At 72.9% G+C, this 20926-nt stretch carries 17 protein-coding genes; 10 read left to right on the forward strand and 7 right to left on the reverse strand.

The genetic code is table 11. The features are described 5' to 3' along the window. The first annotated feature begins 90 nt into the window (after nt 1-90). The gene (locus Pen02_RS19520) at nt 91-3360 is read left to right on the forward strand and encodes a UvrD-helicase domain-containing protein (protein WP_203867532.1); all 3270 of its coding nucleotides are present in this window, start codon (nt 91-93) and stop codon (nt 3358-3360) included. A gap of 187 nt (nt 3361-3547) precedes the next feature. On the opposite strand, the gene Pen02_RS19525 is transcribed toward Pen02_RS19520, so the two are convergent. Next, nucleotides 3548-4240, reverse strand: a complete 693-nt coding sequence (locus Pen02_RS19525; RefSeq protein ID WP_203867533.1) for a prepilin peptidase — start codon at nt 4238-4240, stop codon at nt 3548-3550. Continuing rightward, the gene (locus tag Pen02_RS19530; RefSeq protein WP_203867534.1) at nt 4237-5400 is read right to left on the reverse strand and encodes an EamA family transporter; all 1164 of its coding nucleotides are present in this window, start codon (nt 5398-5400) and stop codon (nt 4237-4239) included. The genes Pen02_RS19525 and Pen02_RS19530 overlap by 4 nt, the downstream gene beginning before the upstream one ends. A gap of 85 nt (nt 5401-5485) precedes the next feature. Between Pen02_RS19530 and Pen02_RS19535 the strand changes: the two genes are divergently transcribed. The 3 genes from Pen02_RS19535 (at nt 5486) to Pen02_RS19545 (ending at nt 9196) form a co-directional block, all read left to right on the forward strand. Next, nucleotides 5486-6424, forward strand: a complete 939-nt coding sequence (locus Pen02_RS19535; RefSeq protein WP_203867535.1) for an LppU/SCO3897 family protein — start codon at nt 5486-5488, stop codon at nt 6422-6424. Nucleotides 6425-6574: 150 nt separating this feature from the next. Next, on the forward strand, nt 6575-7717 hold the full coding sequence (locus Pen02_RS41875; protein WP_239140976.1) for an LppU/SCO3897 family protein: 1143 nt from the start codon (nt 6575-6577) through the stop codon (nt 7715-7717). A gap of 207 nt (nt 7718-7924) precedes the next feature. Further along, a complete protein-coding gene (locus tag Pen02_RS19545) occupies nt 7925-9196 on the forward strand; it encodes an ATP-binding protein (RefSeq protein ID WP_203867536.1) in 1272 nt (423 codons plus the stop codon). A 49-nt stretch (nt 9197-9245) separates the two neighbouring features. On the opposite strand, the gene Pen02_RS19550 is transcribed toward Pen02_RS19545, so the two are convergent. Beyond that, entirely contained in the window at nt 9246-9785 is a 540-nt protein-coding gene (locus Pen02_RS19550; protein WP_203867537.1) for a GNAT family N-acetyltransferase, read from the reverse strand. Between the two features lie 83 nt (nt 9786-9868). Between Pen02_RS19550 and Pen02_RS19555 the strand changes: the two genes are divergently transcribed. Together Pen02_RS19555 and Pen02_RS19560 are read left to right on the forward strand one after the other, a co-directional pair. After that, nucleotides 9869-10414: a DoxX family protein gene (locus Pen02_RS19555; RefSeq protein WP_203867538.1), complete on the forward strand. Its 546-nt coding sequence runs from the start codon at nt 9869-9871 to the stop codon at nt 10412-10414. A 329-nt stretch (nt 10415-10743) separates the two neighbouring features. Beyond that, nucleotides 10744-12189, forward strand: coding sequence for a glycosyltransferase 87 family protein (locus Pen02_RS19560; RefSeq protein WP_203867539.1), 1446 nt, complete (start codon nt 10744-10746; stop codon nt 12187-12189). 234 nt (nt 12190-12423) lie between these two features. Here the strand turns inward: Pen02_RS19560 and Pen02_RS19565 are convergent, their stop codons facing one another. From Pen02_RS19565 to moaC, 4 genes are all read right to left on the reverse strand, one after another. After that, on the reverse strand, nt 12424-12891 hold the full coding sequence (locus tag Pen02_RS19565; RefSeq protein ID WP_203867540.1) for a molybdenum cofactor biosynthesis protein MoaE: 468 nt from the start codon (nt 12889-12891) through the stop codon (nt 12424-12426). A 1-nt stretch (nt 12892) separates the two neighbouring features. Next, nucleotides 12893-14149, reverse strand: coding sequence for a molybdopterin molybdotransferase MoeA (locus Pen02_RS19570; RefSeq protein WP_203867541.1), 1257 nt, complete (start codon nt 14147-14149; stop codon nt 12893-12895). A gap of 95 nt (nt 14150-14244) precedes the next feature. Then, on the reverse strand, nt 14245-14727 hold the full coding sequence (locus tag Pen02_RS19575; protein ID WP_203867542.1) for a MogA/MoaB family molybdenum cofactor biosynthesis protein: 483 nt from the start codon (nt 14725-14727) through the stop codon (nt 14245-14247). Further along, nucleotides 14724-15215 (reverse strand): cyclic pyranopterin monophosphate synthase MoaC, encoded by a 492-nt coding sequence (gene moaC / locus Pen02_RS19580; protein ID WP_203867543.1) that lies wholly within the window; start codon nt 15213-15215, stop codon nt 14724-14726. Before moaC ends, Pen02_RS19575 begins: the two co-directional genes overlap by 4 nt. Nucleotides 15216-16053: 838 nt before the next feature. On the opposite strand from moaC, the gene Pen02_RS19585 reads away from it, so the two are divergent. From Pen02_RS19585 to crcB (Pen02_RS19600), 4 genes are read left to right on the forward strand one after another with little or no spacing between them, the layout of a single operon-like run. Next, the gene (locus Pen02_RS19585; RefSeq protein WP_203867544.1) at nt 16054-18576 is read left to right on the forward strand and encodes a putative bifunctional diguanylate cyclase/phosphodiesterase; all 2523 of its coding nucleotides are present in this window, start codon (nt 16054-16056) and stop codon (nt 18574-18576) included. 40 nt (nt 18577-18616) lie between these two features. Next, nucleotides 18617-20029, forward strand: coding sequence for a glycosyltransferase 87 family protein (locus Pen02_RS19590; protein WP_372445632.1), 1413 nt, complete (start codon nt 18617-18619; stop codon nt 20027-20029). Next, entirely contained in the window at nt 20026-20529 is a 504-nt protein-coding gene (gene crcB, locus Pen02_RS19595) for a fluoride efflux transporter CrcB (RefSeq protein ID WP_203867545.1), read from the forward strand. The genes Pen02_RS19590 and crcB (Pen02_RS19595) overlap by 4 nt, the downstream gene beginning before the upstream one ends. Then, complete coding sequence (gene crcB, locus Pen02_RS19600; RefSeq protein ID WP_307837724.1) at nt 20523-20891, forward strand: fluoride efflux transporter CrcB; 369 nt, start codon at nt 20523-20525, stop codon at nt 20889-20891. The genes crcB (Pen02_RS19595) and crcB (Pen02_RS19600) overlap by 7 nt, the downstream gene beginning before the upstream one ends. Nucleotides 20892-20926 lie beyond the last annotated feature (35 nt).

Raw genomic sequence — 20926 nt, forward strand, 5'->3', positions numbered from 1 at the left:
GCTCGTGTCGGAGCCAGCCCGGCGGCGTGCGGAAATCACACTCTCGCGTGGCGAGACGCGTTCGCCCGCAAGGTCGTGACAGGATGCGGCGTGTCTCCGTTGCGCGCCGCACCCGCTGACGGCTCCCCCACCGCCGCCGTGCCCTTCGTCGCGGACCTGCACATCCACTCGAAATACTCCCGCGCGTGCAGCCGCGACCTGACGATGCCGAACCTCAACTGGTGGGCCCGGCGTAAGGGAATCAGCCTGCTCGGCACCGGTGACTTCACCCACCCCGCCTGGTACGAGCACCTGCGCGAGACGCTGCACCCGGCCGAGCCGGGGCTGTACCGGCTCAGTCCGGAGGCGGAGCAGGACATCGCCCGGCGCCTGCCGCCCCGGCTGGCCAGCGTCGCCGAGGCCAGCCCGATGCGGTACATGCTCAGCGTCGAGATCTCCACCATCTACAAGCGGGACGACCGTACCCGCAAGGTGCACCACCTGATCTACCTGCCCGACCTGGACGCGGTGGCGCGGTTCAACGCCACGCTGGGCCGGATCGGCAACATCGGCTCCGACGGGCGGCCGATCCTCGGCCTGGACTCCCGGGACCTGCTGGAAATCACCCTGGAGGCCAGCCCGGACGGCTACCTGGTGCCGGCGCACATCTGGACCCCGTGGTTCTCCGCGCTCGGCTCCAAGTCCGGCTTCGACGCGATCGCGGACTGCTACGCCGACCTCGCCGAACACATCTTCGCGGTGGAGACCGGGCTCTCCTCCGACCCCGAGATGAACTGGCGGGTGTCCAGCCTGGACCGCTACCGGCTGGTCTCCAACTCGGACGCGCACTCGCCACCCGCGCTGGCCCGGGAGGCGACCGTCTTCGCCACCGACCTCGACTACTTCGCCGTACGCGAGGCGCTGCGTACCGGGGACGGGCTGGCCGGGACCATCGAGTTCTTCCCCGAGGAGGGCAAGTACCACGCGGACGGGCACCGGCTCTGCGGGGTCAACTGGGAGCCGCAGCGTACCCGGGAGGCGGGCGGGCGCTGCCCGGAGTGCGGCAAGCCGCTCACGGTCGGGGTACTCAGCCGGGTCGAGGATCTCGCGGACCGGCCGGACGGGCACCGGCCGGCGAACGCGCCGCAGGTCACCCACCTGATCCAGCTCGCCGAGATCCTCGGTGAGATCAACAATGTCGGGCCGAAGTCGAAGACGGTCGAGGGCCAGCTCAACACCCTGGTCGCCGGCCTCGGCGCCGAGTTGGACATCCTCACCGTCACGCCGCTCGACGAGATCCGCAAGGTCGGCGGCGAGGTCTTCGCCGAAGCGATCGAGCGGCTCCGGCGCGGCCAGGTACGCCGGATCCCCGGCTACGACGGCGAGTACGGCGTGATCACCCTCTTCGAGCCCGGTGAACTGCGCGCCGGCTCCGGCGGTGGTGGTGGCCGGGGCGGCGCGGGGCAGGTGGAGACGCTCTTTGCGGACGCGCTCTTCGACGTACCCGTGCCGCGACAGCGACCGCCCACGGAGCCCAAGGCGCCGTCCCGGGCCGCCCGGTCGGCGTCCCCGGCGCCCGCCGCACCGGCCGAGCCGCGCCGCCGGCCCCGGGCCGCCGCCCCGCCGGCCGAACCCGCGCCGCCGCTGGCCCCGCCGCCGTCGCCGCACGAGCCGTTCGAGCCGATGCTGGCCGGCATGGAGGAGGTCGGCACCGGGCTGCTGGACCGGCTCGACGCGATGCAGCGGGTCGCCGCCTCCGCACCGGGCGGGCCGCTGCTGATCGTGGCCGGCCCCGGCACCGGCAAGACCCGCACCCTCACCCACCGGATCGCCTACCTCTGCGCCGAACTGAACGTCTATCCGGAACACTGCCTGGCGATCACCTTCACCCGGCGGGCCGCCGAGGAGCTGCGGCACCGGCTGGACGGGCTGCTCGGGCCGGTCGCCGAGGACGTCACCGTCGGCACCTTCCACTCGCTCGGCCTGACCATCCTGCGGGAGAACGCCCGGGCCGCCGGGCTGCCGGACACCTTCCGGATCGCCGACGACACCGAGCGGGCGACCGCCCGGGCCGAGGCCGGCGACGACGACGCCGCCTACGTCAAGCTGCTGCGCGGCCAGGACCTGGTCGACCTGGACGAGCTGGTAGGCCTGCCGGTGGCGCTGCTGCGCGACGACGAGGAGCTGGTCGCACGGTACCGGGACCGGTGGCGGTGGATCTTCGTCGACGAGTACCAGGACGTGGACGCGACGCAGTACGAGCTGCTCCGGCTGCTCAGCCCGGCCGACGGCAACCTCTGCGCGATCGGCGACCCCGACCAGGCGATCTACTCGTTCCGGGGCGCCGACGTGGCGTACTTCCTGCGGTTCTCGGAGGACTTCGTCGACGCCCGGCTGGTCCGGCTGACCCGCAACTACCGCTCGTCGGCGCCGATCCTGGCCGCCGCCGGACAGGCGATCGCGCCCTCCACCCTGGTCCGGGGCCGGCGGCTGGACCCGGCCCGGCTCGACCCGGAGGCGCCGCTGGTCGGCCGCTATCCCGCCGCCTCCGTCGCGGACGAGGCCGACTTCGTGGTACGCACCGTCGACGAACTCGTCGGCGGGCTGTCGCACCGCTCGCTCGACTCGGGTCGGATCGACGGCCGGACCACCGACGTCTCGTTCTCCGACATCGCCGTGCTGTACCGCACCGACGCCCAGGCGGCACCGATCCTGGACGCGCTGGCCAGGGCGAACATCCCGGTGCAGAAGCGTTCACACAACCGGCTGCGGGACCGGCCCGGCGTCTCGGTGATCGCCCGCGAGCTGCGGCACGCCGACGGTCTCGGCGGCTCGGTCGCCGCCCGCGTACGCCTGGCCGGCCAGGTACTCGCCGAGCGGCACGCCACCCCGACCCTGGACGCCACCGGCGGCATCGGCCCCGACGACATCTGGACGGCTGCCGACCTGCTCACCCCGCTCGCCCGGCGCTGCGGCGACGACCTGGAACTGTTCCTGTCCCAGTTGGCCACCGGCGCCGAGGTCGACGCGCTCGACCCGCGCGCGGAGGCGGTCACCCTGCTCACCCTGCACGCCGCCAAGGGCCTGGAGTTCCCGGTGGTCTTCCTGCCCGGCTGCGAGGACGGGCTGCTGCCGCTGCGCTGGCCCGGCTCGACGCCGACCGACGAGGAGGTGGCGGAGGAGCGCCGGCTCTTCTTCGTCGGGCTGACCCGGGCGCAGGACCGGCTCTACCTCAGCCACGTCGGCCGGCGACTGCGGCACGGCCAGGAGCGGGACTGCGTACCGTCGCCGTTCTTCGACGCGATCGACCCCGGACTCTTCGAACGGCTCGGCGACAACGCACCCCGCCGGCCGAAGGACCGGCAACTCCGGCTGCTCTGATCCGCTGGTCCGGGTTCGCCGGGCTGCCGCCGTTGCCCGCCTGCTGCCGTTGCTCCGTCTTCGGAGTTCGTCGGCTGCCGGCGTTTCGGTGCTGGTGGCTGCGCGTCGGATGCTGTCGTTGCTCGGTCAGCCGGATTCGTCGGCTGCCGGCGTTCCGGTGCTGGTGGCTGCGCGTCGGACGGGGCGGTCAGGCGGCGAGGAGGACGGCGCCGAACGCGCCGGTCAGCATCGCCGGCCCGTGTGGCAGGTGGTGGCGGCGGTCGATCCGACGCAGCCGGAGCAGCACGGCGGCGTACCCGCTGGCCAGCAGCAGGCCGGCCAGCGCGCCGGTCAACGTCGTACCTCCGCCGTACCAGCCGGTGACGAGGCCGAGCCCGAGCGCGAGCTTGGCGTCGCCCGGCCCCAGGCCACCGGGGGAGAGCAGCACCAGCCCCAGGTACGCCCCGGCGAGCGCCAGCGCGCAGGCCACCGCGACCGCGTACCGGCCGAACTCGCCGGAGCCGACCGCGGCCACCCCGAGCAGCCCGGCGGCACCGGCCGCCGCAGGCAGGGTCAACCGATCGGGAAGTCGACGCACCGCCACGTCGACGAAGCCGAGCACGATGCCGAAGCCGGCGATCCAGAGGTGGGCCAGCAGCGGAAGCGGCTCCTCGACCCGGGCGGCGAGCGCGGCGAACACGATCCCGGCGAGCACGGCGAACACCATCCCGGCGACCACCCCGACCCGGCCGGCGCTCGGGCAGCCGACGGCCCCGGCACTGTCCGCCCGGACTTCCCGAGAATCCCCGGCGGGTACGGCGTACCGGACGACCTGTCGGCGCAGCAGCGGTCCGAGCAGGACTCCGAGGAGTCCGGCCGCCGCCACCACGCCCGGGTTCACGTCCCGGCCCGCTCCCGGGTCGCGCGAGCGCGTGGGCGTTCGGTCGAAACGACCAGGGCGACGCCGAGCACGATCACCGCACCGCCGAGCAGCACCTGTCCGGTCACCGACTCGTCCAGCAGCAGCGCGCCGAGGCTGACCGCGACCACCGGGTTGACGTAGGCGTACGTCGCCACCAACGAGATCGACGCGTTCTGCAGCAGCCAGACGTACGCGGTGAAGGCGACCAGCGAGCCGGCCACGCTGAGGTAGCCGAGCGCCAGCCACGAACGGGTCGAGACCGCGCCGAGGTCGAGGCCGTGCGCCTCGCCCCGGGCCGCCCCGAGTACGGCGAGCGCGGCCGAGCCGGCGAGCATCTCGTACACGGTCGCCACGAAGGGGTCCCGGGGCATGTCGAGCCGGCCGGAGACGAACGAGCCGACGGACCAGCAGACGGCGGCACCGACGACGGTCAACGCCCCGACGACCGGGGCCGCGCCGGCACCTCCGGTCGGCAGTACCAGCAGTACCAGACCGGCGAAGCCCGCGCTCACCCCGAGCAGGGTGGCCAGCCCGGGCCGGTCACCGGTGCCGGCCCGGAGCACCACCACCAGCAGCGGCACGATGGCGACGAGCAGCGCGGCGATTCCGGAGGAGACCGCGATCGACGGTGGGCCGGACTCGGCGAGTACGACCAGTCCGTTGCCGCCGGCCAGCAGCAGTACCCCGACCAGGGCCGCGCTGCCCAGTTGCCGTCGGGTCACCCGCAGCGCGCCCGGACCGCGCCACAGCCGCAGCACCACCGCCAGTACCCCGGCGGCGACCGCGAATCGTGCACACGCCGACAGCAGCGGCGGCAGGGTCTCCACGGCGACCCGGATGCCGAGGTAGGTGGAGCCCCAGACCAGGTAGACGATGCCCAGCGCGATCCAGACCAGCGCGGCCCGCGCCGTCGGCGGCTCGCCGGACCTGGCTGCCAAGGGCTCGGTCGGTGCGGCGGGCTGGTCCGCATGGCCGGACCCCGCCGGCGTCTCCGGGCGGGCCGGTGGGGCGACTCCGGCCGGCGACTCCGGACGCTCGCCCGCAGCGGCGTGCACCGAGTCGGCCGGGGCGGCCCGGATCTGGTCGACCGGGGCGGCGCCGACCGGCGGAATTGGCGCGCTTCCGGGAGGTGAGCCCATCGGGGGGTCACGCTACGGTGACCACAGCAGGCTCGTCCCGGGCGAGTGGCGAGCCTCTCACCGATCCGTACCAGGAGGACAGTCGATGGCCAACTACGGACCGCCCGGCGGGCCGGGGTACGGCCCGCCGTCGCAGCCGTGGCACGATCCCGACCGACAGGGCACCGACGAGTACGGTCAGCCGGTCGACCCCTGGGGCGATCAGGACCAGTCGGGCGGGTCGGGCCACTGGGGCGGTGGACCGGCTTCCGCGCCACCCGGTGGCCCCGGCTCTCCGGTCAGCCACCCCGGCTACCCGGCCGGACATCCGGGGCCAACCGGTCCCGGCGCGGCGCCGACCTCCGGCGCTCCGGGCACGGGTTACCCGCCAGTTTCCGGTGCTCCCGGCGCCGGGTACCTGCCGACCCGGCGGCACGACCTGGGCCAGGCGCCGGCGCCGCACCCCCCGGGCGGGTCCGCGCCGTTCGGCCCGCCGCCCGCCGGCTGGAGCACGTCCGACCCGGACCCGGTCTGGGCTACACCGGCCGCCGACCCCTCCTGGTCCACCTCGGCGCCCGACCCGATGCCGAAGGGCGGCGGCAACCGGGCCTTCGTCGCCGTACTGGTCGGGCTTGTGGTGCTGGTCCTCGGCGGTGCCGCGATCGGCGTCTACCTCTTCGCGCAGGACGAGCCGCCCTCCGAGGCCCAGCCGCCGGCCAGCGAGCAGACCGGGGGCCCGGTCGAGGAGTCCAGCGCGCCGCCCGAGCCGGCGCCGACGACCGCGCAGGCCGAGCCGTCCACCGACGCGCGGTTCGTCAAGGCTGGCCAGTGCGTCCGGAACGAGGGTACGGAGGCGACGCCGAAGTTGGCGATCACGAGCTGCGCGCCGCAGACCTACGAGGTGCTCGCCCGGTACAACGGGGCCACCACCGGCGCCCCGGACGCCAAGACCAAATGCGCCCAGGTGCAGAACTACACGAACTTCTACTTCTTCAACAGCGAGCTGGACGAACTGGACTTCGTGCTCTGTCTTCGGAAACGATAGTTGCCGGGGTGCCTCCACCCGGCACTCCGACGACGTGCGCGGAGGTTCGACCGACCCGACGCGTACGACCCGCGCCCACCCCGACCCCTGCGCCAGCCATCCCAGGTTTCCGTACCGCAGTCGGAGCGCGCGGCCCGACCCTGGAGAAGCATGTCGATTTACGGTACGCCCGCCGGAGGGCAGCCGCCCGAAGAGTCCGACCGGTCCCCCTCGTCGAGCCCGCCGGCAGATGGCTACCCGCCCGCACCGCCGCCGCCCCCAGGCAGCTATCCACCGGGCAGCTACCCGCCGAGCCCGGGCCAGCCGCCGGCACCGAACGCCGGTCAGCCGCCTCCGGCACCGCCGACCCCGGGTTATCCGCCGGTCGGTGGCCATTCACCAGCCGGTGGCTACCCGCCGCCTCCGCCGCCGCCGCCGGGCGGCGGCTATCCGCAGCCGAGCGACGCGCCGAACCCCGAGTGGGCCGCGCCGAACCCGGAGTGGAGCCAGCCGCCGTCGAGCGGTGCACCGAGTCCGGCGTGGGGACAACCGCCGTCCAGCGGCGGACCGACCCCGGCCTGGGGGCAACCGCCGACGAGTGGCGGACCGGCGCCGACCTGGGGGCAGCCACCGTCCAGCGGCGGGCCGGGTTCCGAGTGGGCGCCGCCGCCGTCGAGCGGGGGACCGCAGCAACCGGGGTACCCGGGACCGACCGACCAGCCGCAGTCGGCTCCGCCCGGCGTCCCGTACGGCGGTCCGTACCAGGCCCCCGGCGTCCCGTACGGCGGTCCCGGTGCACCGGGTGCCCCGTACGGCGCACCGCTCGGCCCGCCCGGGGTGCCGGGGGCACCACTCGGCCCGCCCGGAGCGCCGCCGAAGAAGGGCAGCGGACTGAAGATCGCCCTCATCGTGGGTGGCATCGTCCTGCTGCTGCTCTGCGCCTGTCTCGGCGGCGGCGTGTGGTGGTTGGTCGACCGGGCCGGCAACGACTCGGGGCCGGGCATCGGAGCACCACCGCCCAACAGTTCGGCGCGGCCGACTCCCAGCCGTCCCGACAGCGCGCCGCAGTCCCCGTCCGAGCGGTACGTCAAGGGCGACTGCCTGGTCAACGACGGTACGGACGACTCGCCGAAGATCCGCAAGGTGCCCTGTGGACCGAACACCTACGAGGTGCTGTCCCGGATCCCGTTCACCACGGACGCGGACCAGTGCAAGGAGGACCCGATCTTCGGCGCACCGGAGGCGGACGCGAACTACGTCCAGGACGACCCGCTGGACCTGAGCGACTACGTGCTCTGCCTGAAGCGGCGCTGACCAGGCCGGCTGAGGAACGCGCTGACCAGCGCTGACCGGCCACGGTAGGTAAAACTAGGACCGTCTAGCATCCACGCTAGACGGTCCTAGTTTCTGCTCGACGGGCTCTCGTTGCCCGGCGCCCCGACCGAGCGACCGGCGCGACACGAATACACCGATCTACGGATGTCTAGCGGTGCGGCTAGACGGCCCGATAGCGTGCGATACGTGGATCCGGTCCGCAACCCGTACGCGCCTGGCGCCGGTCAGCGCCCGCCCGAACTCGCCGGGCGGGGCCGCGAACTCGAGGTCTTCGACATCGTGTTGGAGCGGATCGCCCGAGGGCGCCCCGAACGCAGCCTGGTCCTCACCGGCCTGCGCGGCGTCGGCAAGACCGTACTGCTCAACACGCTCAGGTCACAGGCGATCAACCGACTGTGGGGCACCGGCAAGATCGAGGCGCGGCCGGACCAGTCGATCCGCCGCCCGGTGGCCGCCGCCCTGCACATGGCGATCCGGGAGCTGGCACCCCGGCACCGGGCGCCCGACCGGATCGACGACTTCCTCGGCGTACTCAAGGCGTTCGCGCTGCGTACCGCTCCGGCCGGGTCCGGTTCGAGTGGTCGGGGTGCCGGGGCGGGCCGGCTGCGGGACCGCTGGCAGCCCGGCATCGACGTACCGGCGGCGAGCGGCCGGGCGGACTCCGGCGACATCGAGATCGACCTGGTCGAACTCTTCACCGACGCGGCCGAGGTCGCCGCCGACGTCGGTACCGGGGTCGCCGTCTTCCTCGACGAGATGCAGGATCTCGGCCCCGAGGACGTCTCCGGGCTCTGCGCCGCCTGCCACGAGCTGTCCCAGCTCGGCGCACCCCTGATCGTGGTCGGCGCCGGGCTGCCGCACCTGCCGGCGGTGCTCTCCGCAGCCAAGTCCTACTCGGAGCGGCTCTTCCGCTACCAGCGGATCGACCGGCTGGACCGGATCGCCGCCGACCAGGCACTCTGCGCCCCCGCAGCCAGGGAGCAGGTCGAGTACGAGCCGAAGGCGCTGGACCTGCTCTACGAGAAGTCCGGCGGCTACCCGTACTTCGTCCAGGCGTACGGGAAGGCCACCTGGGATTCGGCGCCCCGGTCACCGGTGACGGCGGCCGACGTACGGGTCGCCGCGCCGGAGGCCGAGGCGGAGTTGGCGGTCGGGTTCTTCGGGTCCCGCTTCGAGCGGGCGACTCCGGCGGAACGGGAGTACATGCGGGCGATGGCCGCACTCTCCCTGGTCGAGCCGCCGGACGGCGAGGACGGCACCGGTGGCGGTCCCCGGGACGACATGGACGCCGCCGTCTCCACCGCCGAGATCGCCCGGTCGCTCGGGCGCAAGCCGGCCAGCCTCTCGCCGGCAAGGGACGCGCTGATCAAGAAGGGGCTGATCTACTCGGGCGAGCGGGGCACGGTGGCGTTCACGGTGCCGCACTTCGGCCGGTACCTGCGCACCCAGCCGGCCTGACCACCACCGCTCGACGCGCCACCTGGCCGGCCCGGTGCGGCGGCCGGGATCAGATCTGGGACCAGGGTGCCGGGAAGGTCACCTCGCCGCTCGGTACCGGGTCGTCGCTGCCGTCCACCGAGGGCAGCACCAGCGCCTGCCACGGATCGCCCAGCCCCGACCAGGGGCTGGTCAGCCCGAACCGGGCGGCGGGCTCGAATCCGAACCGCCGGTAGTAGGCGGGGTTACCGAGCACCACCACGAGTCGTTCGCCGAGTTCGGCGGCGGCGTCCAGGGCGGCCCGGACGACGTCCTGGCCGTACCCACGACGCTGTCGGGACGGCCGGACCGCGACCGGGCCGAGCGCCAGTGCCGGAACACCGCCCGGCCACACGTCGACCCGGGTCAGCAGGGCGTAGCCGACGAGTTCGCCGTCGACTTCGGCCACCATGGACAGCTCGGGCAGCCAGGCGTCGCTGGCCCGCAGCGCCTCGACGAGTCGCACCTCCGCGGGCAGCCGGGTGTCCGGGCTGGCGAACGCCTCGGCCACCAGACGGTTGATCGCCACGCCGTCGGCCGGCCCCTCCGCCCGGAGCCGCACAGTCGTCACAGTTCGCGACGGTACCGCGACCGCGCCGTCCAGTCTCCCACTTCGACGGGTGAAAGACGGTGCGAACGGGTAAGACTTGACCCATGAAACCCGTACGCACCGTGGCCCGTACCCTGTTGAGCACGATCTTCGTGGTCAGCGGCGCCCGCGCCGTGGCCAACCCCGAAGCGCACGTGGAGCGGGCGAAGCGGGTGACGGACCGGGTCGCCCCGCTGTTGCAGGGCGTCCACGAGGGAATTCCGACCGATACGCAGAGCCTGGTCCGGCTGCACGGCGCCACGCAGCTCCTCGGCGGGCTGATGCTGGCCACCGGGCACTTCACCCGACCGGCCGCCGCGCTGCTGGCCGGCACGCTGGTGCCGACCACGATCGCCGGGCACCCGTTCTGGGACCACCCGGACCCGGCGGAGCGCCGGACCCACCAGATCCACTTCATGAAGAACCTCGGGCTGATGGGTGGGCTGCTGCTCGCTGCGGCGGACACCGAGGGCCGGCCCGGGCTGGGCTGGCGCACCAGTCACGCGGTGGGTGACGGCCGTCGACGGGTACGCCGGGCGGTGCGCAGTGCGCGGCGTGACGCACGCATCGCCGTACGGTCCGCAGCGGCGGCCCGGAAGCTGCCCGGCTGACTCCGCCGACCTCGGGTCGGGTCACTCCGACGGCTTCCACCGCGCTGACCTGCGGAGCCGGTCTGACCAGTGGATTCACCCTGGTACGGCGAGGGTGACCGGAGGTCGATCGGCCCACGGTCCATGCCGGACATATGCTAGTTTCACCTGACTGAGCGGCTGTGAATCACCTGAACCGCACTCCCTGCGTTAACGCGGTGGAAATGTCGCGAACCAGTGTGGGATCGGACACGGTCGCATAACGCAGGAGGCATTCGAGTGACCCACCGTTCTAGGCTCCTTGGAGGACCTGGGCGGAAGACCGACATTGGTACGGGGGTGGCCACGCCATGCCGGCGACCGTCGAAAGACGGCTAGGCCGCCTCGCCCCAGTCCGCCGCTTTGCTCGTGGAATCGACCGTCGAGCAGTCGTACGGATCGGCGTCGTCGCCGTCGTCTGCTATGCCGCGTGGCTCGCCATCGCCACGTTCGGACGGCCGTACAACTTCTTCGACATGAAGATCTACCACGGCGCGGTGGTCTGGTGGGCGGGCGGACACGAGCTCTACGAATTCATCGCACCCAGGACCACCCTCGGCTTCACCTATCCACCCTTCGCCGGTCTGGTCATGCTGCCGATGGCGAGCATCCCGCTCGGCCTCGCCGGCTGGGTCAACATCGTCGCCAGTGTCGCCACGATCGCGATCGTGCTCGCCGCGCTGCTCAAGCCGATCACCGACCGGCTCGGCTGGTCGCTCTGGTTCACCCTCGGCATCGCGGTACCGATGGCGGTCGCCATCGAGCCGGCCCGGGAGACGCTCGGCTACGGCCAGGTCAACCTGCTGCTGTTCGGTCTCGTCATGGCCGACCTGGTGGCGCTGCGCTGGCGGGCCCGGCGCGGCAGCCGGATCACCGCCGCCGACGGTCCGCTGCGCCGGCTCTTCTTCAGCGGCGCCTGGGCCGGCGTCGGGATCGGCCTGGCCACCTCGATCAAGCTCACCCCCGCGCTCTTCGTCGTCTACCTGCTGATCACCCGGCAGTGGCGGGCCGCGATGACCGCGGTGGGCACCGGGATCGCCGTCACGGTCGGCACCTTCGCGATCGCCGGTCGTGAGTCGACGACGTACTTCATGTCGGTGCTCTGGCAGACCGAGCGGGTCGGTGCCGCCGACATGACGCCGAACCAGTCGCTGGCCGGGGTGCTCGCCCGACTGTACGACTCGATCGAGACGCCCACCCTGCTCTGGCTCGCGTTCGCGATGCTGCTGCTGGCGGTCGGACTCTCCCGTGCCTCGCACTCGCACGCCGACGGCGACGAGTTGACCGCCTTCACCCTGGTCGGGCTCACCACCAACGTGATCAGCCCGATCTCCTGGTCGCACCACCTGGTCTGGGTCATCCCGGCGATCCTGATCCTCGCCGACGCGGCGAGCCGGCGCAGGTCGGCCAGCCGGGGCCCCGGACCGCGCAATCCACTCGCGGCCGGCTCCGGCCCGGCCGGGATCACCGGGCTGCGCGCACCGATCTGGTTCCCCACCCTGACCGGTCTCCGGCACGGTGGCGCCGCCGTCGGGCTCTACCTGCTCTTCCTGATCTCACCGATCTGGCCGTACGAGCACCAACTGCCGGAGGTGTCGCACTACCAGGACGGCTTCTTCGGCGCGCTGATGGAGAACTCCCTGGCTCTGGCAGTGATCCTGCTGGTCGCCGCGCTGCCGTGGCGGCCCGGTGCCGAGCCGGCGTTCTATCCCGAACACGGCCGTCTCGACCGCCGCCTCGCCGCCAGCCAGCGGTAACGACACGTTCCACCCGACGACGTAGCGTTCCGACGGACAACGGAGCGTTGCGACGGATGACGGAGGGATCCGGCTGAGGACGGAGCGTTCCGGCGGAGGACGCGACGGTCCAGCCGGAACGGTCCATGGTCCAGCCGGAACGGTCGGTCTGGAACGGTCAGCCGGTGACGAGGTGGTCCCGCGCCATGAAGCGATTCCGCCGGTCGTCGGGTGACGGCCGGCGGGCGCCCCGGGTCAGGGACAGTTCACCCACTCCTCGGTGCCGTCGGCGAAGAGCTGCCGCTTCCACACCGGCAACCGGGCCTTGACCTCGTCGACCAGCCGGGCACAGGCCGCGAACGCCGCGCCCCGGTGCGCGGTGCTCACCGCCGCCACCAGGGCCACGTCGCCGATCTCCAGCGGGCCGAGCCGGTGCGAGACCGCCACCGCGTGTACGTCCGGATCGGCCGCGATCTCGGCGGCCACCTCCCGCAGCACGTCGGCCGCGCTCGGGTGGCCCTCGTACTCCAGCCGGAGCACCGACCGGCCGTGGTCGTGGTCGCGTACGACGCCCTGGAAGGAGACCACCGCACCGGCGCCGGCATCGCCGACCGTGGACTCGTGGAAGGCCACGTCCAGCGGTGCGGTGCCGACCGCCGTGTACAGCCGACCGGCCGGCGGCACGGCTCCGGCGTCGACGGCCGACTCGCTCCGTACGCTCATCTCACACTCCTCGCTGGGGGCGTTCTCCGGGCAGCAACGGCAGTGGTACGACCGGCACCTGGTCGCCCGGCTCGCCCTGCGTGCCCGGTGCGATGACGGCGAACCCGGCCGCTCCGGCCAGCCCGCGCAGCATCGCCGAGCCGACGTGCCGGACCGGAGTGGCGGTGTTCGTGGCGGGGTCGACCCGGACCAGTGCCAGATGGGTGTGGTCGCCCCGACCGGGCACCGGCTCGGCCAGCGTCACCCGGGGCAGTTCCGGCATCACCCGGCCGCGCAGCCCGGCCAGCAGCGGGGCCACCAGCGACACGATCGCGACGATCGCCGACTGTGGGTTGCCGGGCAGCCCGGCGACGAACCGGACCCGGCCGTCCGGCCCGGTCACCCGGGCGAGCAGCATCGGAAAACCCGGGCGTACGGCCACGGTGTTGACGACGTAGCCCGCGCCCAGCTCGCGCAGGGCCGGGTGCAGGTGGTCGACCGGGCCGTGCATGGTGCCACCGGTGGTGCAGACCAGGTCGGCGGTGGCGAGGCCCTGGCGGAGCGCCTCGACGTGCGCCTCCAGGGTGTCGGCGACCGGCCCGACAACGTCGGCGGAGGTGATCTCGCACCCGTACCGGCGCAGCCAGGCGGGGACGGCGGGGCCGAGCGAGTCGCGTACCCGGCCGGCGCCGGGGCGGCCGACGGTGAGCAGCTCGTCACCGAAGATGATCAGGGCGGCCCGGGGCGCCCGGCGCACCCGGAGGGTGTCGTAGCCGCAGGAGGCGGCCAGCCCGATCACGCCGGGGTCGACCGGGGTACCGGCCGGCAGCAGCTCCTCGCCCGCCTGCGCCTCCTCGCCGGCGGCCCGCCACTCTGGCGCCGACCGCAGCGTGCCGGCGACCAGTCCGTCGGCGGTACGCGTCGACTCCTCGACCCGGAGCACCCCGGTCGCGCCGTCCGGCAGCATCGCCCCGGTGGCGATCTCGACGGCGGTGCCCTCCTCGGGCAGCGGCGGCGGAGTGCTGCCGGCGAGTACCCGGCCGACGAGCCGCCACGGCCCGGTGCCGCGTACCGCCCAGCCGTCCACGCTCGACGTCGGGAACGCGGGCAGGTCGGTGAGGTTGGTCAGCGGCTCGGCCAGGGTCTGCCCGTCGACCTCGGCAACCGGCAGCTCGACGGGGGGCGGTGCGGCGGACCGACCTGCCTCGTACACCCGGGACCGGGCCTCCGCCCAGTTCGTGGTCGTCGGATCGGCGGCGACGGCGGCCTCGGTACTCACGCCGCTCCGCCCGTTCCGAGTCGGGCGCGCTGCCGCGCGCTGCTCACGTTCACCGTCCGAGCCTATCGTCGCGGCCGGACGGCCCGCCGAGGAGTTCAGTCGGTACGCGGGTGGTCGCCGCCCCGGAGCTGGTCGACCGCGTGCCCCAGGATCGGCCCGAGTACGGCGAGTCCGTCCCTGGCGCCGCCGGTGGAGCCGGGCAGGTTCACCACCAGCATCCGGCCGAGCACCCCGGCCAGCCCCCGGGAGAGTGCTGCCGTCGGTACCTTGTCCCGGCTGTGTGCCCGGATCGCCTCGGCGATGCCCGGGATCTCGTAGTCGAGCAGCGCGCGGGTCACCTCGGGAGTCCGGTCGGTCGGGTTGATGCCGGTACCGCCGCTGGTCAGCACGACGTCGACGCCGTCGGCCGCCGCGCGGCGCAGCTCGGTGCCGACCGGTTCGCCGTCGGGTACCACCACCGGCTCGTCGACCTGGCAGCCGAGCTTCGTCAGCCCCTCGACCAGCAGCGGGCCGCTGGTGTCGGCGTAGACGCCGGTGGCGGCCCGGTTGGAGGCGACCACCACCCTGGCCCGGATCACGGCCGGTCCTCGGGGCGGGTCCAGTCGCCGGTCTTGCCGCCTTCCTTGCGCAGCACGCGTACCCCCTCGATCGAGGCCGCCGGGTCGACGGCCTTGACCATGTCGATCAGCGCGAGCCCGGCGGTGGCCACGGCGGTCAGCGCCTCCATCTCGACGCCGGTCCGGTCGGCGGTCCGGACCGTCGCGGTGATCTCCACCGTGTCCGCACCCGGCACCAGGTCGACGGTGACGCCGTGCAGCGCGATCGGGTGGCAGAGCGGGATCAGGTCCGGGGTGCGTTTCGCGCCCATGATGCCGGCGAGCCTGCCGACGGCGAGCGCGTCGCCCTTGGGCAGCCCGTCCCGGCGCAGCAGCTCGATGACCTCGGCCGTGGTACGCAGTCGGCCGGCGGCGACGGCCCGGCGCACCGAGACCGACTTGGCGGAGACGTCGACCATCCGAGCCGCTCCGGCGGAATCGACGTGGGTGAGGTGCGCGGACTCGGTCACCCTCCGGAGCTTAGAGGACGGCCGTCCCACACGCGGTCGAGAAGACCGGCGGAACGACCTCCGCAGCGGCGACGACCTGCGACGACCGGAAGCCGAATCTCGATCGGTCAACCCCAAGGCACACAAAAAGGACGAGTCGCGCGGTGACCCTGCGCAGTCCGTCGACCAACATACGAAAACATTTACCAGCGTCATTGCTTGCGATACGCGCTAAGCAGTGTCTTATTCGCCTGCAATGAGGAGATAATCCAGGATTGCGGATTTGTTGCCGGCGCCGAAACGCAGGGTCAACAGCTCGACACGAAGCGAGTTTTACCAGGTCAGCCGATGGAGCACGCCAGCCGACTCACCGAGACTCGACGCCAATCAGTCGGAGTGCGGCACATCGAACGTCCACCCCACCAGCCCGCCAGCGCCGAACGACCAGCCTCCTGCGACCACTGGATCAGATCTTTCCCCGGAACCGGCGGAACGGGTATCCCCGAGGGAATCAAGCATCGTCACTCCCTAACGTTAGTGCACGTGCGAGACCTAGCGCTCTCAGTTTCCATATCCGGACAGAGCGTGACGAATCAGTCGCTAGTTGACTAATACTGATTATAGCGACATTTATCGTCGCTAAGCAGCCCGAACTCCCTTAAGCTTTGCCCATCGATCGAACGTAACGCGCAATCAGGGATCATTCCCCGATTTCGGGCGTGGGCAAATGCTTGCAGCGAAGGGAGTCGCCACAATGCGCGGCAGCGAGTGGTACTGAGAGCGACAGACCATCACACCGACCGCGTTCGGTTGCTACGGTTACCAAGGCATTCGGTCTCGGTGACACTCAGGAACCGACGTGAGTCAGGCACAGCGACGCGACAACGGGACTGATCAGCGGCTCCTGCCGCTCATCGGTCTCGTCGCTGTTTGCGCCGGCAGCGCCATCGCCCTCTCCATCGTGGACGTCGTCACCAGCCCGCCCAGGTCGGTCAGCCAACTGGTCATGGTGGCGGCACTGGTCTTCACGGTGGTGATCAGCGCCACCGTGAAAGCTCCGATCCGGATCCGCTCGGCCACCCAGGCCATCACCTGGAACGAGACCGCTATCGTCATCGGTATCGCCGTGGCACCAACCTCGTGGATGGTGCTGTGCACGGGGATCGGCCTCGCCATCGTGGTGCGTCTTCTCCACCTGCCGTTGATCAAAGCGGTCTTCACCATCAGCAAGAACACGTTGATGGTGGCGGCGGCCGGCACCACCCTGACAGCCCTCGGCTGGAGCTGGCCACCCTCGGAAGTACAGCGGATGGTGGTGCCCCTGGCCGCAGCCTTCGCCGTACTGGTGGTGCTCGACGAAGCCATCGCCATCCCGGTGATCGCCATCGCCAGCCGGACGAAGATCCGCAATCAGTTCAGCGCCAACTGGGACCTCAGGCTCATCGGTTTCCTGATGCGCTTCGTCGTCGCCGTCTCCACGCTGGTCCTCCTGATGGTGGAGACCTGGCTGCTGGTGGCCGTTCCACCGCTGGCGCTCAGCCTGCACCTGGCGTACTCGACACGGGTGCGGGCCCGGGCCGAGCGGCAGGCATGGCAGGACCTGGCGCACACCACCGACGCGCTCAACGTGGTGGACATCAACGCCGTACTGCACACCGCCGTCGCCCGGGCCGCCAACCTGTTCAGCGCCGACGAGGTCGAGGTCGAACTGCGGGAGAGCAGGCGTACGGTCCGGGGCAACAGCGAAGCGGTCACGTACGACTGCTTCACGACCAAGCCCTCCACGATCGATGCCTCGGTGATCCCGATCGAGATGAAGGGGCACGACGGCAGCGACATCGGAGTACTGCGGCTGCGCTTCCGGGGCCCGGTCAAGCTCTCCGAGCGGGAGCAGTACACCCTGCGTACCTTCGCCTCGGCGCTCTGCACGGCGATCCGCAACGCCTCCGCGTACGCCGAGTTGAACCGGGTGGCCGAGGAGCACGCGCACGCCGCCGCGCACGACGCGCTGACCGGCCTGGCGAACCGGCGACACCTGCTCGACCGGGGCGCCGAACAGCTCGGCCAGCGCCGCACCGAGGGTGTCGTCGCACTGCTGCTGATCGACCTCAACCACTTCAAGGAGGTCAACGACACGCTCGGGCACGCGGCCGGCGACCGGGTGTTGATCCAGGTGGCCGAACGGCTGCGCACCGCGGTACACGGCGAGGACCTGGTCGCCCGGCTCGGTGGGGACGAGTTCGCGGTGCTCTTCCACGGCCTGCCCGCGCCGGCGGTCGCCGCGCACCGGGCCGAGGCACTGCTCACCGCCCTGCACGAGCCGATCGAGCTGGACGGAATGCGGATCAGCGTCGAGGCCAGCGGGGGCATCGCGGTCGCGCCGAGCAGCGGCGGCATGACCGAGCTGCTGCGCCGGGCCGACGTGGCGATGTACCAGGCGAAGCGGGCCGGGCGGCGGATCGCCACCTACGCCCCGGCCCGGGACACCGCCGACCTCGGGCGGCTCTCGCTCGGCGGCGACCTGCGCCGGGCAGTGGCCGACCAGGAGTTCACCGTCAACTTCCAGCCGATCGTGGACCTCGGCAGCGGCGAGGTGGTGGCCGCCGAGGCGCTGGCCCGGTGGCGGCATCCGGCCCGGGGCACCATCGACCCGCTCCGGTTCCTGGAGACGGTCGAGCGGTCCGGGCTGCTGCCCGCGTTCGCGGAGGCCGTACTCGACCAGTCGCTGATCGCCGTCAACACCTGGCGGGAGGCCGGCTTCGACCTGCCGGTGGCGGTGAACGTCTCGCCGCGCAGTCTGCTGGACGCCCGGTTCCCGGGTTCCGTACTCGCCCGGCTGCGGGCGCACGACCTGCCGCCCGACCGGCTGGTGCTGGAGCTGACCGAGACGCTGACGCTCAGCCAGCTCGAAGTGGTCGACCAGGTGCTCGGGCAGTTGCGGGACGCGGGGATCCAACTCGCGCTGGACGACTTCGGCACCGGGTACTCGTCGCTGTCGGTGCTTTCCCGGATCCCCGTACACGAGTTGAAGATCGACCGTGGTTTCGTCACCGCGATGGAGACCTCGGCGGAGGCGGCTGCGGTGATCCGGTCCACCGTCGACCTGGGCCGCAGTCTCAACCTGAGCGTGGTCGCCGAGGGCGTGGAGAGCGAACCGCAGCGCCGCGCGCTCTGGGAGCTGGGCTGCGCCGCCGGCCAGGGCCACCTCTTCGCCCGGCCGATGCCGGCCGCCCGACTGCTCGCCGCCCTGCACCAGGGCGCCGGTGGCCGACCCGGCACGCTCGCGCCCGCGCTGCACGACGAGGGCGCCGTGGTCCGGCTCTCCCCCGGCCGGCGTTCCGGGCCGCGCCGGGTGGAACGGCTGCCACACCTGCCGGCCTGAACGCCGCGCGCGACCGGAAGGTTCTGCGACACTTGCCCGCGTGACTGCGGCGGAAAAACAGACCGGTGGCCTGGACGGTGCGGCAGAGCCGGCGGGCCGACAGTTCTGGCGCCGGGTCGACCGGGCTGCCGGCGGGCTCGCCGCCGACCTGGTGCTCTATCTGCTCGCCACCGGCTTCGCCGCCGTCACCGCGGTCACCTCCACCCTGCTGCCGCACCGGGCCTGGGGCGCGGTCGCCGCCGTCGGCTACCTGGCCGCCACGATCGCGGTACTCGGGCAACTGCTGGCCCGGCGCCGTCGGCCCGAGTCCCGGCTGGCCGGTACCGGCGCCCGGGCGGTGCTGACCGTCGTCACCTGGGCGGGCACCGCCCTGCTGCCGCTGGTCTGGCAGGCCGTCGAACGGGTCGGCGGCCGGCTCGACCGGGCCCAGGAGGAGGTGCTGGTGGTCGAGCACTCCGGCGCCCGACTGCTCGACTCCGGCACGCCCTACCTGACCAGGGACGCCATCGCCGCCCTGCCCGGCGGCGAGCAGTTGCTCGGCTACACCCCGTACCAGCCGGGCATGGCGCTCTTCGGGCTGCCCCGCGCCCTCGCCGGCACCGCGTGGTGGACCGACGCCCGGATCTGGTTCGCCGTCGCCACCGCCGTCGCGCTCGGCCTGGCCGTTATGCTGCTCCGCCGACCGGCCCCGACGATCTCCGCCGCGTCCCCCGTCGCCGACCGGTCCGGCGCGGCGACGGCCGGGCGGGCCGCCGCCCGGGACGCGGCGCTGGTCCGGGCGGTGCAGCTCGCGACGGTACTGCCGGTCTGCGCGCTGACCCTGGCGACCGGCGGTGACGACCTGCCGGTGCTCGCCCTCTGCCTGCTCGCCCTCGCCTACGCCGCCCGGGACCGGTACCTCGGCGCCGGGCTGGCGGTCGGGCTGGCGGCGGCGTTGAAGCTCTTCGCCTGGCCGGTCGCGCTGGTGCTGCTGGTGCACGCCGTCCTCCAGGGCCGCCGGGCCGGACTGCGGCTCGCCGTCGGGGCGCTCGGCCTGCCGATCGTCGCGCTGGTCCCGGCCCAACTCGTCGACTCGGCGGCGCTGGTCGAGAACGTGCTGCGCTTCCCGCTCGGCCACGGCCTGGTCAGCAGCCCGGCCGCGTCGCCGTTCCCCGGGTACCTGATCGCGCAGGCGCTGCCCGGCGGCCGGGTGATCGCCGCCGGGCTGCTGGTCGCGGCCGGACTGCTGATCGCCGTCCTGCTCCTCCGCCGTCCGCCGCGCACGGCCGCCTCCGCCGCGCTGTTCTGCGGGTACGGGCTGCTGGCCGCGATCCTGCTGATGCCGTCGACCCGGTTCGGGTACCTGCTCTACCCGGTCGCCTTCCTGGCCTGGGTCCCCGCGCTCCGGCTCGCCCGCGTCCCGGCCGACCCGACGGAATCCCGCCCGGCGCCGGTGCCGACAGCCGTCCCGTGAACCCGCCCCGCCCCGACGGGTCCGACCGGCCAAACGGGTCCAACCGGCCCGACGAGTTCGACCAACCCGACGAACCCGACGAGCCGGCCGCACTGCCCGCCCGGCCGGGCTGGGACGTCTTCGTCGCGGTCGCCCTGGGCGGGGCGCTCGGCTCGGCCGGCCGGTACGGGCTGGTCGTGCTCTGGCCGCACGCCACCACCGGCGTACCGTGGGCGACCCTGGTGACGAATCTTTCCGGCTGCGCCCTGATCGGCCTGCTGATGCGGCTCGTCACCACCGCCGCCGCCCCGCACCGGCTGGTCCGGCCGTTCCTCGGCACCGGAATCCTCGGCGGCTTCACCACGTTCTCCACGTACGCGGTGGAGACCCGGGGACTGTTCGCCGCCGACCGGCCCGGGGTCGCGGTCGGCTACCTGCTCGGCACGCTCGTCGGAGCGCTCGTCGCCGTACGCCTCGGCATCCGGGCGGCCGACCTGGCCAGGCGGGGCCGACGATGCTGACCTGGGCCGCGGTACTGGTCGGCGGCGCGGTCGGGGCACTGTGCCGGTTCACCGTCAACTGGCTGGTCGAACGCCGGTCCCGCCCCGCGCCCTGGGCCACCTTCGCGGTCAACGTCGTCGGCTCGCTCGTGCTGGGCCTGCTCGCCGGCACCGGTACGGCGCTGCCGGGCTGGGTCGGCGCACTTGTCGGTACCGGCTTCTGCGGTGCGCTGACCACCTACTCGACGTTCGGCTACGAGACCGTGGAGCTGTCCCGCAGCGGGCCGGGCGGACGCGGCCGGGCGGCACTGAACGTGCTGGCCACCCTCGTCGTCGGGCTCGCCGCCGCCGCCCTCGGCTGGCAACTCGGCAACCTGACCTGATCTACGGGCGGCCGACGGAACCCTTCCGCGCGTCC

Source organism: Plantactinospora endophytica (assembly GCF_016862915.1).
Taxonomy (GTDB): Bacteria; Actinomycetota; Actinomycetes; order Mycobacteriales; family Micromonosporaceae; genus Plantactinospora; species Plantactinospora endophytica.

What these genes read in the sequence shown, in the direction of transcription:
- Pen02_RS41875 (WP_239140976.1), top strand. Translation starts at nt 6,575, where the DNA reads ATGTCGATTTACGGTACGCCCGCCGGAGGGCAGCCGCCCGAAGAGTCC.
- Pen02_RS19555 (WP_203867538.1), top strand. Translation starts at nt 9,869, where the DNA reads ATGAAACCCGTACGCACCGTGGCCCGTACCCTGTTGAGCACGATCTTC.
- Pen02_RS19565 (WP_203867540.1), bottom strand. Translation starts at nt 12,891, where the DNA reads ATGAGCGTACGGAGCGAGTCGGCCGTCGACGCCGGAGCCGTGCCGCCG.
- crcB (WP_307837724.1), top strand. Translation starts at nt 20,523, where the DNA reads ATGCTGACCTGGGCCGCGGTACTGGTCGGCGGCGCGGTCGGGGCACTG.
- Pen02_RS19530 (WP_203867534.1), bottom strand. Translation starts at nt 5,400, where the DNA reads ATGGGCTCACCTCCCGGAAGCGCGCCAATTCCGCCGGTCGGCGCCGCC.
- Pen02_RS19535 (WP_203867535.1), top strand. Translation starts at nt 5,486, where the DNA reads ATGGCCAACTACGGACCGCCCGGCGGGCCGGGGTACGGCCCGCCGTCG.
- Pen02_RS19560 (WP_203867539.1), top strand. Translation starts at nt 10,744, where the DNA reads ATGCCGGCGACCGTCGAAAGACGGCTAGGCCGCCTCGCCCCAGTCCGC.